The following is a 15,516-nucleotide window of genomic DNA, read 5'->3' on the forward strand; positions in this document are numbered from 1 at the left end:
TCCGACTATCAGTCCCTGAGCTGGTAATGATAGCTGAGCCATTCCTTGAATTTTTTCACCACGTGCAGACTGTGGCGTAAGACATCCCGTTCAGCCCGGCTCAGAGCGGCCAGATCCAACTGGTGCTGCTGACCGGCAGTCAGGGTTTCATCGTTGAGACTGAGCTGCTGCCTGAGTCTGAGCCGGATAAACAGCTTCAGGGCCTCACTCAGGTTTGAGGCCGTGGTCGGTTCCAGAACCTTGCGTTGCTCGAGGGCGGTCAGGCGGCTGAAGGTATTGGTTTCAGCCACGTCATATTCCAGTGCCAGAGTCCGGACACCATGCACAATCGGAAAGATGCCGCCGCGCTTGATATCCGGCCCGTGTTTGCTGCGTTTGATCTGGCCGAACAGGGTCAGGGGAACGCTGAATTTCATGGCTGGACGGGCAAAGGTCGACAACAGTAACTCCTGGCTGGCCAGCTGATGGTGCAGCGCCTGTTTCACCGGTTCCAGTAACTTCCGGTTGCCGGCGACGGCCTGGGCGTCAGCCAGAATCGCCAGAGTCATCATCGCGTTTTCATCGCCCTGGTCACAGCATTGCCGGATGGTTTGCTGCCAGCCGGAGACGCTGTGCACCCACTCCGGGTTACTGACCATGACCTTGCCCGGACAAGCCGGATAGCCCAGCTTGCACAGGGTGTCACTCAGGGTCGTCATCACGGTGTGGGCGTCGGGCCAGTCAACGCCGTCAGCGAGGATCAGAGCATTGTCCTGATCGGTTTTCAGAATCTGTTCCCCGCGACCTTCCGATCCCAGGACCAGCAGGCAGCATTGTTCCTGACGATCCGCCGGGACCACCAGCTGGAAAGCTTTCTCGATTATCTGTTCATTGATACTGGCAATCAGCGCCATGACAAAGCGGGTGTGGATGCCGTTGTTAAACAGGGTTTGCACCAGAGAGGGCTGACTTTCCGAAGCCAGGGCCAGTTCTTCAATGCTGGCGGCCCGGGCAATGCGAAGCGCCAGCACATGGGAATGGGTGGAAAACAGACTCAGAACCTGGGTCATATCCAGCATCCCGGCGATGTCCTCCCCCTGGGTGATCAGCACTCGTTTCACCCGATGCCGGGTCATGGCAATCATGGCATTAAACAGGTAATCCCCCTGTTCAATGCTGATCACCGGTGTGGTCGCAATCTGGCTGACCGGCGTACTGCTAGCTTTGCCGTCCAGCATCACGGCATGCAAAAGATCGGTCCGGGTTACGATGCCGAACCTGTGCAGCGCGCTGTCCGGCAGGATCACAAAGGCGGCATCACTGTTTTGCTGGCGCATCCGGGCTGTCGCGGTATGCAGATCGGTGTCTGCGCTCAACATCAGGCAAGGCTGGATGTTATCGGGGCGGATGCGGGTCAGAATGAATTCGGCCAGATTCGGCTGGCGGTGGGCCTGCTCCAGCAACTGCTGACGGGTCGCCAGATTGGTATCGAAATAGGCCGCGAAATCCGGGTTCTGCCGATAAAACTCGGCAAAAATCGGTTGCGGGAGTAGGTAGCACAGGGTGTCTTCAACGGCCCGGTACTGGTGACGGCTGTGGCCGCTGAGCTGCGCCCGGACGTCAAACAGATCGTCTGTGGTGTAGTGGGCGAAATGTTCCTGCTGATCGGCAGAAGTTTCCTCAACGCTCCCTTTCATGATGATATGCAGTGACTGACAGTCAGCTCCGGCATGAATGATCACTTCCCCCGCACGAAAATAGGCGACATCCAGGGCATTGACCAGCCGGGATTGCTGGCTGAGATCCAGACGATCAAAGGGGATCAGCGTCGTGTTGAAAGGTTGCGGCATGGCATTCTCGCTCCGTTAGGCTGCCCTGGTTTCTCGGCAAGGGGGTTCGGAACAGGTTTCGGCACGGCACGGTCGGCATCGGTTGACAGGTAATTGCTTTGCCGGTAATGGACAGCCTCTGTGAAGCAGTGTCGCCCAGCCGCGGCAATTGCTCCAGCCGACTTTAGTCTAGCGCACCGTCTGGTGCCTGTTGGCAGGTTGTGACATTCCTCGGAAACAGGCTTTCCTGCGTTGTGCCCAGCAGGCATACTGTCTGCTGTTTTTTTTTGAATGCAGCAGGAATGTCGGGAATGTTGAGAAGTAGCCCATTTGGCTGGACGGCGCAGTATATGTTCGGCTTTTATTTTAACTATGGCGTGTATTTACCGTTCTGGGCGGTCTGGCTGGATGCCCTGGGTATCCCGGCCGGAGACATCGGCCTGCTGCTGGGACTGGGACTCGGGGTGCGCTGTTTTGCCAATATGGTGCTGACACCGCGGATTCACCGCGTGGAGCACTTGCTGCCCGCCTTGCGCTGGCTGGCTTTGCTCAGCCTGATCTGCTGTGCCGCATTTGTCATGGTCAGCGGTAACCTGCTCGCTCTGACCGTCGTGATTGTGTTGTTTAACCTGCTGGTCGGCCCGGTCATTCCGCTGTCCGACAGTCTGGCCAATTACTACGCCAAAGAGGGACATTTAGACTATGGTCGAACCCGGTTATGGGGCTCGATTGCCTTTATCGTCGGTTCGACCATTGCCGGGCTGGCTGCCGCAGAACTCGGGTCTCAGGTGATCCCCTGGGTGGCGATGCTTGGGTTGGGGGCTGCACTGCTGTTGTCACTGCGCCAGCCGACGGTACTGCCCGCTGAAGCGGAGGCCCAGCGGATGGCGAGGCCGCCGCTGACGGGCTTTCTGCGCGACCGCCGGGTGATCCGTTTTCTGCTGATTGTGGCGTTGCTGCAGGGCAGCCATGCGGCGTATTACAGCTTTAGTGCCATGTACTGGAAGTCGATTGGTTTCAGCGAGGCAATCAGCGGTTACCTGTGGAGTTTCAGCGTGGTGGCTGAAATTGCCGTATTTGCGCTGAGCAAGCGGCTCTTTGCCGGCTGGAGCGTGGCGGCCATGTTCCGGCTGGCCGCCGCAGGTGTGCTGCTCCGCTGGGGACTGACGGCGACCATGACAGAGCTGCCGATGCTGGTGCTGACGCAGGCATTGCACGGGGTGACTTTTGCCGCCGCGCATCTGGCAGCGATTCGCTATATTCAGCATGCGGAAAGCCATCAGATGGTCGCGCTGCAGGCGCTGTACAATGCCTTGCCGCTTGGCGCCGTGATGGCCGCTTTGACCACCCTCAGTGGCTGGGGTTACGGCTGGTGGGGCGCCGATGTGTTCTGGCTGATGGCGCTGATGGGGCTGCCTGTGCTGCTGATGAAGATTGATGAAACACCAGCGGAGCACGCAGCACCGGTCAGAGAAGCCGTGTAAACTCTGAGGGTTGATCGCTGGCGTCATGTGGCACGCCAGCCAGCCGTTTACCTCAGTGAGCGTTCAGTCCGGCCCCGGATTCGGGCCGGAATCAAGGAAGACAGACAGGAGATCTGATGGAACAGGGATGGATTGTGGTGCCGGTATCGCTGGCTTATCTGGGACTATTGTTTCTGATTGCCTGGTACGGCGATAAACACACAGGGGGGATGTCTCGCTGGCGGCCTTGGATCTACAGTCTGTCGATTGCGGTGTACTGCACTTCCTGGACGTTCTACGGCACGGTCGGGCAGGCCAGCCGTGATCTCTGGTCATTTTTGCCGATTTATCTGGCCCCGATTCTGGTATTTACCTTCGGCTGGCGGGTATTTGCCCGGCTGATTCTGATCGCCAAGCGCGAGCACATCACTTCAATTGCCGACTTCATTGCTGCCCGCTACGGTAAGTCACAGGGACTGGCGGTGCTGGTGACCCTGATCGCGGTGGTCGGCATCCTGCCTTATATTGCCCTGCAACTGCGGGGAATCACCATGGGACTGGCACAGGTTGCCCCGGAGCTGACCCGCAGCGGTGGCCTGAATGACGGCGATATCGCCTGGCTGGTCACACTGGCGCTGACGGCCTTTACTGTCCTGTTCGGGACCCGTCATCTGGATACCACGGAACATCATCGCGGCATGATGATGGCTGTGGCCTTTGAGTCGCTGATCAAGCTGGCGGCTTTTCTGGTGGTGGGGCTGTTTGTCATGCTGCTGTGGTGGGAGGTGCCGGCGCTGGAGCTGGGTCGGCTGGATGAAGCCGTGCTGCCATCTATGGATTTAAATGTGGGCAGCTTCATCATTCATACGCTGCTGACCATGACCGCCATTATCTGTCTGCCCCGGCAGTTTCACACCACTGTGGTTGAAAATACCCACGCGCCGGACCTTCATCTGGCCCGACGCGTCTTTCCGGTGTATCTGCTGCTGATGGGCCTTTTTGTCATCCCACTGGCGCTGGCTGGGAAGGTGCTGCTGCCGGGCGTGTCGGCAGACACCTATGTCATTAACCTGCCGTTGCTGCAGGGGGCCGACACCATTGCTTTGCTGGCGTTTCTGGGGGGGACTTCGGCGGCCAGCGGCATGGTGATCGTTTCAACCATCGCGCTGGCGATCATGGCTTCGAATGATCTGGTGCTGCCGCTGCTGCTGCGACGGCTGCGGGTGTCCGGCCGTAACCATGCGGCTTTTTCCGGTTTACTGCTCAACATCCGCCGGGCGCTGATCCTGTTGTTGCTGCTGGCTGCCTGGGGCTTCCATGAAGTGCTGGATGAAATCGAATCGCTGTCGGCAATCGGTCTGCTGTCGTTTGCGGCGATCGCCCAGTTTGCCCCGGCTCTGCTGGGCGGGATTTACTGGCGCGAAGGGAACCGCAACGGGGTGTATGCCGGGATGCTGGGCGGCAGTGCGATTTGGGTGATCACCCTGATGAGCCAGACCGGGATGCTGGCCGGTACCGCGGAAACCAACCTCCTGCTCTGGCTGCTCACCCCGCCGTCCTGGCCGGTATTGCGTGAGCTGACTGTGGTGGACTGGGGGATGCTGCTCAGTCTGCTGTTCAACCTGGTTCTCTATGTGGTGGTGTCCATGGTGACCCGCTCATCGCTGACCGAGCGGCTGCAGGCCGCGACTTTTGTCGGAGCGCCGATGCCGGAGGCGGACGATGCCCGGCTGTATCAGGCCCGGGTGACGGTTTCTGAGCTGGAAATGCTGGCGGGCCGATTTGTCGGTCGCAAGCGGGTACGCCATGCCTTTACCCAGTTTGCCCGTCAGCATCAGAATCAATTCCTGCCGCAGCAACAGGCACCGGCTACGCTGATCCGTCATACCGAGCGGGTGCTGGCCGGGGTCTTCGGGGCCTCTTCTGCCCGGCTGGTGCTGACCTCGGCGTTGCAGGGGCGAAACATGCAGCTGGAAGAAGTGGCGACCATTGTGGATGAAGCCTCTGAGCTGTTCGATTTCAGCCGTGGCCTGTTACAGGGCGCGATTGAGCACATCAGTCAGGGAATAGCGGTGGTCGACAAGCAGCTCCGGCTGGTGGCCTGGAATCAGCGCTATCTCGAGCTGTTTTCCTTTCCGCCGGGACTGATTCAGGTCGGACGGCCGATTGCGGATGTGATTCGCCATAATGCCCGTCAGGGACTGTGCGGGCCGGGGGATCCGGAACTGCATGTAGAAAAACGGGTCCAGCACCTCAAGCGCGGTACAGCGCATACGTCATCCCGGATCCGGCCGGATGGCCGGGTGATCGAAGTGCAGGGCAATCCGATGCCCGGCGGTGGTTTTGTCATGAGTTTTACCGACATTACCGCCTTCCGTCAGGCCGAGGAAGCGCTCAAGGAAGCCAATGAGAACCTGGAAGCCCGGGTCCGGCAGCGCACGCAGGAGCTCGAACAGCTCAACCGTCGTCTGGTGTCCGCAACCCAGCAGGCAGAACAGCAGGCGCAATCGAAAAGTAAATTCCTGGCAGCGGTCAGTCATGATCTGATGCAGCCGCTCAATGCCGCACGCCTGTTCTCGTCGTCACTGAGTGAAGTGGCGAAAGATGAAGAAAGTACCCGGCTGGCCCATCACATTGAAAGTGCGCTGGGCGCTGCGGAAGATCTGATAGGCGATTTGCTGGATGTCTCGCGGCTGGAGGCAGGCAAGCTGCAGGTGAATGTGCATGTCTTCCCGCTCAGCGATGTGCTGGATAACCTGAAAGCGGAGTTCAGTGCGCTGGCCAAACAGCAGGGAATTGATTTCGCCGTGGTCGACAGCAAGGCGCTGGTGCATTCAGATCCCAAGCTGTTGCGACGGGCGTTACAGAACTTCCTGACCAATGCCTTCCGGTACAATCCGGGCGGCAAGGTGTTGCTGGGCGTTCGTCGCCACGGCAGCCAGCTTCGCATTGAGGTGTGGGACAACGGACCGGGGATCCCGGCGGAGAAGCAGGCCAATATTTTTGATGAGTTCACCCGGATTGACCGGGGGCGGGGAGAGCACGGGCTCGGCCTCGGACTGGCGATTGCCCGCGGGATCAGCCGGGTACTGGATCATCCGTTGTCGCTGCGTTCCTGGCTGGGAGAGGGAACGGTATTCTCGTTGTCTGTCCGCCGCGGGCTGGCCGTTCAGCTCCCGAAAACAGCAGAGGCGTTGGCTCCGATCCAGTCGCTGCCGCTGTCCGGCACCCGGGTACTCTGTGTAGATAATGAAAAGGATATTCTGACCGGGATGGAGAACCTGCTCAGCCGCTGGGGCTGTGAGGTTCGTCTGGCTGAGTCGGTATCCGCCGCGCTGGCGCAGTGTGAGCAAGACTGGGTGCCGGATGTGATTCTCAGTGATTATCACCTGGCGCAGCAGGAAACCGGGCTGGCAGTGCTGGAACAATGCGAAGCGAAACTGGGCCGGGTTTTCAATGGCGTGGTGATCAGCGCAGACCGGATGCCGGAAACCCAGCAGACCATCCGCAGTAAGGGGTTCGCCTTTATCAGCAAGCCGGTGAAACCGCTCAAGTTGCGTTCGTTGCTGAATCAGTACGCTCAGGCCAGGATCAGCTAAAGTTTGCTGCGCTGGCGGGAACCCGTGTTTCCGTTTGCGCTGCTTTGCGACTCCGGACGGGTCAAGCCATAAAAAAACGGAGCCGTGGAGGCTCCGTCCATACTCAGTCTATGCTCCGTTAATACAGGCGGGGTTTCCCCCATTTCTGCGACTGAGTGTTGTGTTGACCCTGATCGTTCTGAATCAGTGGCTGTGCGCTTCACCGGCACCTTTCGGATAACGGATGGACTCCACCAGCTCCTGTACATCATCCGGTACTTCTGCGGTGAATTTGTTCACCACAATCGACACGGCAAAGTTCACACACATGCCCAGTGTACCGATGCCTTCCGGGCTGATGCCGAACCACCAGTTGTCCGGAGTACTTGCCGCAGGGTTGATGAACTTGAAGTAGATGATATAAGCCGCGGTAAACAGAATACCGCTCAGCATCCCGGCAATTGCGCCTTCTTTATTCATCTTCTTATAGAAGATACCCATGATGATGGCCGGGAAGAAAGATGACGCTGCCAGACCGAAGGCAAAGGCCACGACCTGAGCCACGAATCCCGGCGGGTTAATCCCCAGATAACCGGCACCTACGACAGCCAGTGCGGCACCAATCCTGGCGGCCATGAGCTCCTGTTTGTCGGTCATATCCGGTTTGAAGCCCTTCTTCAGCAGATCGTGCGACACTGACGTTGAAATCACCAGCAGCAGACCTGCCGCCGTTGAAAGCGCCGCTGCCAGACCACCGGCTGCCAGCAGGGCAACAACCCAGTTCGGCAGTTTGGCCAGCTCAGGACTTGCCAGGACGATGATGTCACGGTTGATGCTCATTTCGTTACGCGCATCGCCGGAGTAGAACATTTTGCCGTCGCCGTTTTTATCCTCCCAGGTCACCAGGCCGGTTTTCTCCCAGTTGGTCACCCAGCCTGGGGCCTGCTCCGCCGCCACACCCTGCATGTCCGGACCATTGATGGTTTCAAACATGTTGATCCGGGCAAATGCAGCCACAGCAGGCGCTGTGGTGTACAGGAAAGCGATGAACAGCAGTGCCCAGCCAGCCGAGATACGGGCGTCTTTTACGCGAGGCACAGTGAAGAAACGGATAATCACGTGCGGCAGACCGGCCGTACCGACCATCAGCGCGGCAGTGATAAAGAACACGTCCACCATGCTCTTCGAGCCGTCAATATAGGAGGTAAAGCCCAGTTCGGTGCTCAGGCCTTCCAGTTTGTCCATCAGATACACATCCGTGCCGCTGATGGTGGAGCCGAAACCAATCTGAGGGATGGCAGAACCCGTCACCATGATTGAGGTGAAGATTGCCGGAACCATGAAGGCGAAGATCAGCACGCAGTACTGAGCTACCTGGGTATAGGTGATACCCTTCATGCCGCCCATGACCGCGTAGAAGAAGACAATCGCCATCCCGATCACGATGCCGATGTTAATATCAACTTCCAGGAAACGGGCAAACACCACGCCCACGCCGCGCATCTGTCCTGCAACATAAGTGAAGGAAACAAAGATAGCACAGAACACAGCAACCATACGGGCGGTGCGGGAGTAGTAACGATCGCCGATGAAATCCGGCACGGTAAACTTACCGAACTTGCGCAGGTAAGGTGCGAGGCAGAGTGCCAGCAGGACGTAACCGCCGGTCCAGCCCATCAGGTAAACACCACCGTCATAACCGGCAAACGAGATAATCCCGGCCATGGAAATGAAGGAAGCTGCAGACATCCAGTCTGCCGCGGTGGCCATGCCGTTTGCGACCGGGTGCACACCGCCGCCGGCCACGTAGAATTCACTGGTTGATCCGGCACGGGACCAGATCGCAATGCCGATATAGAGTGCGAATGACAGCCCCACCAGTATGAAGGTCCAGGTTTGAATATCCATGAGTGATGACTCCCTTAATCCTCGTGAACGTTGAACTTGCGGTCCAGCGCATTCATCTTGTAGACGTAAATAAAAATCAGCGCCACAAAGACATAAATGGAGCCCTGCTGTGAGAACCAGAAACCGAGCTTAAAGCCACCCAGCTGGAACTGATTGAGAGCATCCACAAATAACACACCTGCCCCGTATGACACGAGGAACCAGATGGCAAGCAGGGAACCCATAATGGTCAGGTTCTCCTTCCAGTAGGCTTGCGCTTGTTCCTTGGATTCAAACGCCATGGTTTTCTCCTTCCTATGGTCAGTCATTTTCGGTTAAAAAAATGTTACCTGATGACAATAGCAAGCTTCTGAACAGGGGACATTGCAACTTTAGTCGGGCAAAAAAACACCGAAAGTCATCTAGATTTAAAGTGTTAGTGATAGATATCAATAAAACCCGGATGTTAATTCAGTGTTAAGTTAGCCAAAAGTATTAGGCCGGACAGCTCGTTGTTTTCAGGCGAGAGGCCATTGGTTTTCCGACGATTCGGTGGTGAAAAAATATTTTTTCAGCGGATTGAGCGGGGCGAGGCGCGAATTTGTTTACAGATAGTTTTCCAAAGGTCGCTGTATTTTAGGGCAAAATATACAGGCGCCCGTTTGGTACACTGGGTGACGAAAAAAATTCATAACAACAATAACTGATGGAGGATGAGTGGACGCGATTTCAATTAACAGCTTTTTTCTGGTTGGTGCGCTCCTGATTGCTTTGAGTGTTCTCCTGAGTCCGGTCTCTTCCCGATTAGGGATTCCGATTCTGCTGGTGTTTCTTGCTGTCGGCATGCTGGCTGGTGAAGATGGCCCGGGTGGTATCTTATTTGATGATTATTCGCTGGCGTACCTGGTCAGCAACCTGGCACTGGCGATTATTCTGCTGGATGGCGGGATGCGGACCCGGGTGGCCAGTTTCCGGGTTGCTTTCTTGCCCTCGGTCACGCTGGCAACCGTTGGGGTTGCCATTACGACTTTGCTGACGGGCCTGATGGCCATGTGGTTGTTCGATCTGGCGCCGTTACAGGGCATTCTGGTGGGCGCAATTGTCGGGTCAACAGACGCTGCGGCAGTGTTCTCGTTGCTGAAAGGCCGCAGCCTGAACGAGCGGGTCGGTTCAACCCTGGAAATTGAATCCGGGACTAACGACCCGATGGCGGTGTTTCTGACTGTCACGCTGATTGCGGTACTCAGCAGCCAGGGAACCGAATTCAGTGCCGGCTTTCTGGCCCTGAGCTTTGTGAAGCAGTTTGGCATTGGCACCTTGCTCGGACTGGCAGGAGGCTGGGTGTTGTGGCGGGTGATTAATCGCAGCCAGTTGCCGGAGGGCTTGTATTCGATTCTGGCCGTCAGTGGCGGTCTGATCATTTTCGCGGTTTCGAACGCGCTCGGCGGCAGCGGGATCTTGTCGATTTATCTGGCCGGTCTGCTGCTGGGGAATCGCCCGACCCGGGGCCGCCATTCGATTCTGAACGTGCTGGATGGCATGACCTGGCTCAGTCAGATCGGGATGTTCCTGGTGCTGGGCCTGCTGGTCACGCCGTCGAATCTGCTGGCGATTGCCCTGCCGGGGCTGGCACTGGCCTTCGGAATGATTCTGTTTGCCCGTCCGATTTCGGTCTGGATCGGTCTGCTGCCGTTTCGCAGTTTTACCGCCCGTGAGAAATGGTTCATTTCCTGGGTCGGGCTGCGTGGCGCGGTGCCGATTATTCTGGCGGTGTTCCCGATGATGGCGGGGCTGCCCAATGCCCAGCTGTATTTTAATCTGGCGTTTTTCGTGGTCATGGTCTCCCTGATCCTTCAGGGGGGCACGCTGACCAAAGCCATGGCACTGGCGAAAGTGGAATTGCCGCCAAGACCGGAGCCGGTCTCCCGGACCGGGGTGGAAATTTTTCCGGCCTCAGAATGGGAGCTGTTCGTCTATAAGATGAAGGCTGATAAATGGTGTATCGGTGAGCCGCTGCGCAACCTTTTCCTGCCGGAAGGCACCCGGATTGCAGCCGTCTTTCGCGAGGAAGGACTGATGCACCCCTCGGGCAGTACCCGGCTGGAAGAGGGCGATATCCTCTGCGTGCTGGCTCAGGAAAAAGATCTGGAAGCGCTCAGTCAGCTGTTCAGTGAAGCACCGGAAAAAACAGAGCTGGTTCGCTTCTTTGGTGACTTTTTCCTGGATGCCGAGGCCCGGCTGGTTGATGTTGCCGTAGCTTACGGCCTGGAACTCGACGGCGTTGATCCGGCACTGACCCTCAAAGCGCTGGTGATTCAGCATTTGGGGACGAATCAGGTGCTGGGGGATAACTTCGAGTGGAACGGTCTGTACTGGGTTGTCGCCGATGTGGAAGACTGGCAGGTCACTAAAGTGGGCTTACGCCTGCCAGAGGAAGAAGAGGACGTTGCCTCCTGAAACACGACGAGTGAGTCATCACTCACTCGTCGCTGAGTTCGTTTAACAGAATCACGGCCTGAGTGCGGTTTTTGACCCCGAGTTTGCGGAAAATGGCGGTCATGTGGGCTTTGATGGTGGCTTCCGACACATTGAGTTCGTAGGCGATTTGCTTGTTGAGCAGGCCATCAGACAGCATACACAATACCTTGTACTGTTGCGGCGTCAGGGTTGCAATTCTGGCTGCCAGCGCATCCATTTCGGGGTTGTCTTCATCCTCGCCGATCCCCGGTGGGAAGCAGGGCTCACCCTCCAGCACCTGATTCAGTGCGCTGATCAGGGCGCGCATATCACTGGATTTTGGAATGAAGCCGAATGCCCCGTGATGACGGACCTGCCGGATCACTGAGGCTTCTTCGTTGGCAGACACGACCACCACCGGCAGTTCCGGGTACTGGGCCCGCAGTTGAATCAGGCCGGACATGCCGTTGGCGCCGGGCATTTTCAGATCCAGCAGCACCAGATCAACATCGGGTTCTTTTTCAAGCAGCGTTAACAGGGTATCGAGGGAGTCTGCTTCCAGCAGATTCGCCTTACTGACCGCCATGTGCACGGATTGAAACAGTGCATTGCGGAACAGGGGGTGGTCATCGGCGATGACGATTGTGTACTGAGCGTCCATGGCATTGAGTGTTTAGTTTTTGTTAACGCTATCACTGCCGGTCAGACAGATCAATTTGTTCGCCCCCAAGTTACGAACTGGATCCGTTCCCGTTCGCGACTTGGGGGCGTTTTATGTCATTGGGGAATAGTTTTCTGCTTATTGACCAATGAGTTGATTCGCTTTCAGGTGATCAAGGAATGGCTCGGCTTCCATGAAACCGGTCAGGCGGGCCTTGGCGGCCTGTTCGCCGTCCGCATGCCAGAAGTCCAGCGTCGGCAGGCCCAGGACATTCATTTTTTGCAGCAGCTTGATATCGTCCGGCTTACTGTCGGTCACATCGGCCTGCAGCAGGATAAAGCGCTGGAGTTCAGGCGCGACGCTGGCATCGTGGAAGGTGTACTTGTCGAATTCTTTACAGGCCACGCACCAGTCAGCATAGAAATCCAGCATGACTGGTTTTCCTTCGGCTTTGGCCTGGGCCAGGGCTGTATTCAGTTCGTCCATGCTGGACACGCGCTTGAAGGTGATCTCAGGCAACTGAGTGGCTTGTTGCTGTTGTGACCCCGTCAGCCCCTGATAAACTGGTAAAAGAGACCCCAGTAATCCCACAATAGCGAGGATACCGAGCAGGCTGCTGCGCCAGGAGTGGGTCATGCCCTGTTTGACATGATACAGCCAGCCAAACACAGCCACACCAAAGATGGCCCACAGATAAGGCATCAGGTTCGCCGGAAGGATGCGTTCCAGCAGGAACAGTGGTACGGCCAGCAGTACAAATCCGAAGAAGATTTTTACGCTGTTCATCCACGCACCGGCTTTCGGCAGCAGACGGTTGCCGAACATGGCAGCCAGGATCAGCGGAATCCCCATCCCGATCGCCAGCGCATACAGAGCCACGGCACCGGTCAGTAAGTCTCCGCTCTGGGCGACGTAAATCAGAGCACCGGACAGCGGCGCTGTGGTGCAGGGAGAGCACACCAGACCGGAAATGGCGCCCATCGCAAATACACCGCCGAGCTGGCCGCCGGATTGCTGGTTGCTGAGCTGGCTCAGCCAGGTCTGGACACTGGAGGGCAGTTGCAGGGTGTAAGCCCCGAACATCGACAGCGCCAGCAGCACGAAGAGTGCGCTGAGGCCGATCAGGACGTAAGGATGCTGTAACGCTGCCTGAAACTGAAGCCCGGCCGAAGCAACCACTAACCCCAGCAGGGTGTAAGTCAGCGCCATACCCTGGACATAAGTGAAGGCCAGGGTAAAAGTACGTCCGTTACTGAGCTGACCGCGGCCCAGTACGATGCCGGTCAGGATCGGATACATCGGCAGCACGCAGGGCGTGAATGCCAGCCCGATACCCAGAGCCAGAAACAGCAGCGGCGTCCACCACTGCTCGGCCAGATCGCTGGCCAGCTTGTCCTGCTGGCTGACCGGGGCGCTGGTCACGGCTGTGTCGTTCTGGCGCTCACCTGAATGGTTTTGAATGTCGGTGTCAGTACTTACTATCAGATTGGCTTTGACCGGCGCTGCGCTGGCTGTTGCGGTGCCGGCAGCAGCGGCGACCGCAAAGAGCGGTACCTCACGGGTTTCCGGCGGGTAACAGAAACCGGCCTTGGCACAGCCCTGATAACGCACGGTCAGCGTGGCATTGTCACCCGCCTGAACAATCGGTACTTGGAGGGTCAGCGGCTCGGGATAAATGGTGACATCACCGAAGAATTCATCTTTGTAGGGCGTGCCTGCGGGCAGACGGATATCACCGACGGTTGCTCCACTGGCGGTGACGGAAAGCTGATGCTGGTAGAGGTAATAACCCGGTCTGACCTGCCAGTCGAGCACCAGCTGGTCGTCGTTCTGGGAAAAGTTAAACGCAAAAGCCTGATCAACCGGGACGAAGCTGTTCTGGCTGGAAGGCTCTGTCAGTCCCGGCAGCGAAAACTCAGCTCGTAACGGCAGGCTGAGGAACAGCAGGAAAAAGACAAACAAACGTGTGATACGCAGGTGTCGCAGTATAGTCATCGGATTCTGGCTCATGATCAGTCTGAATATTGCCGCCTGAGAGCGGGTTGCTCATCAGGCGACTATACCTTATCGGTTTATGTCTGTCAGACCGGATAAATACCGCAGAGTTTCATATCACAGACACTTCTCAGGCAAGTATAGGCCCCAGCAGGAAGCCCAGCGCCACGGAAGCGGCGATTGTTGTCACACCCGGCAGGAAGAAAGGATGGTTAAAGACCAGCTTCCCGATACGGGTTGAGCCGGTATCGTCCATTTCCACTGCGGCCAGCAGCGTCGGGTAGGTGGGCAGGACGAACAGCGCACTGACCGCGGCAAAAGAGGCGACTGTAGTCAGCGGTGAAACGCCGATGGCCAAGGCTGCGGGCATCAGGGCCGTCGTGGTGGCGCCCTGTGAATACAGCAGCATGGAAGCAAAGAACAAGGTCACCGCCAGCATCCAGGGATACTGTGCCAGCAATTCACCGGCCACGGTTTTGATGCCCTCAATATGGCTCGACACAAAAGTATCGCCCAGCCAGGCAACCCCCAGCACGCAGACGCAGGCACTCATACCGGATTTGAAGGTTGCGGCACTGGCAATTTGCCCGGCATCAATTTTGGTGAACAGGACAATGGCCATGGCGGCAGTCAGCATGAAAACCATGATGGCCTGGTTACGTCCCATTGCCGGATCAGGAATGAGTCCGACTGCATCGGAGATCAGGGTGGCGTAGATGACCACGGCTGCAATGGCGGCCAGAAAGATGTAAGTGGCAGGCTTGGCAGTGACCGGGATGTTTCTGACCTGACTGCCTTTGACCCGGACCAGCCCTTTGGCGAGCCGTTCCTGATACACCGCGTCATCTTTCAGCTCGCAGCCCTGAAAGCTGGCGACCAGGGCACCAAGCATACAGGCTCCGAAGGTACTCGGAATACAAATGGCCAGCAAAGTCAGGTAGCTGATGCCCAGCGGTTCCAGCAGCCCGGAGAAAAACACCAGCGCGGCGGATATTGGCGAAGCGGTAATGGCTATCTGAGAGGAAATCACCGCAATCGACAGGGGGCGTGAGGGGCGAATGCCCTGCTCCTTGGCGACCTCTGCAATCACCGGCAGGGTCGAAAAAGCCGTGTGTCCGGTACCGGCCAGCAACGTCATGACGTAGGTAACCATCGGCGCGTAAAAGTTGATGCGTTTGGGGTGCTTGCGCAGAAAACATTCGGCCAGGTCGACCAGCCAGTCCATCCCACCGGCAACCTGCATGGCAGCAATGGCGGTGATGACCGACATAATAATCAGGATCACATCGACCGGAATATGACCCGCTGGCAGGCCCAGTCCGAGAGAGAGCACCAGCACGCCGGCACCGCCCGCAAAACCAATGCCGATCCCGCCGATCCGGGCCCCAAGAAAAATAAAAGCAAGAACAATGAAAAGCTCAATTCCAATCATAACCGCTCCGAGAGTGACGTGATTGAAACCGGTAGGGTCAACGGTTCCTTGTTTCGGGACCGGTTTCTGCGCAATCTTTGCTAACAAATGTGTTTGCCAAACATATCACCTTCGCCAGACCCTGAAATTGATTCAGAATGGTGATCCGGTTAAAAGCATCCGGTGCTAGGGTTGAAAATCAGGGGAATCCCGCCATCATAGACAACATCAAGGGTATCGGCGCATGGAGCTGCCG

Annotated in this window: 9 protein-coding genes; 3 read left to right on the plus strand and 6 right to left on the minus strand. The window is 57.3% G+C overall.

The genetic code is table 11. The annotated features are described in order from the left end of the window. Positions 1-8: 8 nt before the first annotated feature. Entirely contained in the window at positions 9-1,829 is a 1,821-nt protein-coding gene (locus tag ACYP03_RS20470; RefSeq protein WP_459781931.1) for a DUF294 nucleotidyltransferase-like domain-containing protein, read from the minus strand. Positions 1,830-2,119: 290 nt separating this feature from the next. On the opposite strand from ACYP03_RS20470, the gene ACYP03_RS20475 reads away from it, so the two are divergent. Together ACYP03_RS20475 and ACYP03_RS20480 are read left to right on the plus strand one after the other, a co-directional pair. After that, a complete protein-coding gene (locus ACYP03_RS20475) occupies positions 2,120-3,292 on the plus strand; it encodes a 3-phenylpropionate MFS transporter (protein ID WP_248144332.1) in 1,173 nt (390 codons plus the stop codon). Positions 3,293-3,408: 116 nt separating this feature from the next. Continuing rightward, a complete protein-coding gene (locus ACYP03_RS20480; protein ID WP_459781932.1) occupies positions 3,409-6,870 on the plus strand; it encodes a PAS domain-containing hybrid sensor histidine kinase/response regulator in 3,462 nt (1,153 codons plus the stop codon). 183 nt (positions 6,871-7,053) lie between these two features. Here ACYP03_RS20480 and ACYP03_RS20485 read toward each other — a convergent pair whose 3' ends face one another. Both ACYP03_RS20485 and ACYP03_RS20490 read right to left on the minus strand, forming a co-directional pair. Further along, a complete protein-coding gene (locus ACYP03_RS20485; RefSeq protein WP_248144331.1) occupies positions 7,054-8,757 on the minus strand; it encodes a sodium:solute symporter family protein in 1,704 nt (567 codons plus the stop codon). 14 nt (positions 8,758-8,771) lie between these two features. After that, entirely contained in the window at positions 8,772-9,038 is a 267-nt protein-coding gene (locus tag ACYP03_RS20490; protein WP_248144330.1) for a DUF4212 domain-containing protein, read from the minus strand. Between the two features lie 415 nt (positions 9,039-9,453). Here ACYP03_RS20490 and ACYP03_RS20495 point away from each other — a divergent pair, with 415 nt between their 5' ends. After that, complete coding sequence (locus ACYP03_RS20495; protein WP_459781933.1) at positions 9,454-11,193, plus strand: potassium/proton antiporter; 1,740 nt, start codon at positions 9,454-9,456, stop codon at positions 11,191-11,193. A 22-nt stretch (positions 11,194-11,215) separates the two neighbouring features. Here ACYP03_RS20495 and ACYP03_RS20500 read toward each other — a convergent pair whose 3' ends face one another. From ACYP03_RS20500 to ACYP03_RS20510, 3 genes are all read right to left on the minus strand, one after another. Further along, entirely contained in the window at positions 11,216-11,854 is a 639-nt protein-coding gene (locus ACYP03_RS20500; RefSeq protein ID WP_248144328.1) for a response regulator transcription factor, read from the minus strand. A 138-nt stretch (positions 11,855-11,992) separates the two neighbouring features. Beyond that, positions 11,993-13,849: a protein-disulfide reductase DsbD gene (locus tag ACYP03_RS20505; RefSeq protein ID WP_459781934.1), complete on the minus strand. Its 1,857-nt coding sequence runs from the start codon at positions 13,847-13,849 to the stop codon at positions 11,993-11,995. A 130-nt stretch (positions 13,850-13,979) separates the two neighbouring features. Beyond that, on the minus strand, positions 13,980-15,281 hold the full coding sequence (locus ACYP03_RS20510) for an anaerobic C4-dicarboxylate transporter (RefSeq protein WP_248144326.1): 1,302 nt from the start codon (positions 15,279-15,281) through the stop codon (positions 13,980-13,982). Positions 15,282-15,516: the final 235 nt, after the last annotated feature.

The sequence above is a fragment of the Photobacterium sp. R1 genome, assembly GCF_054600795.1.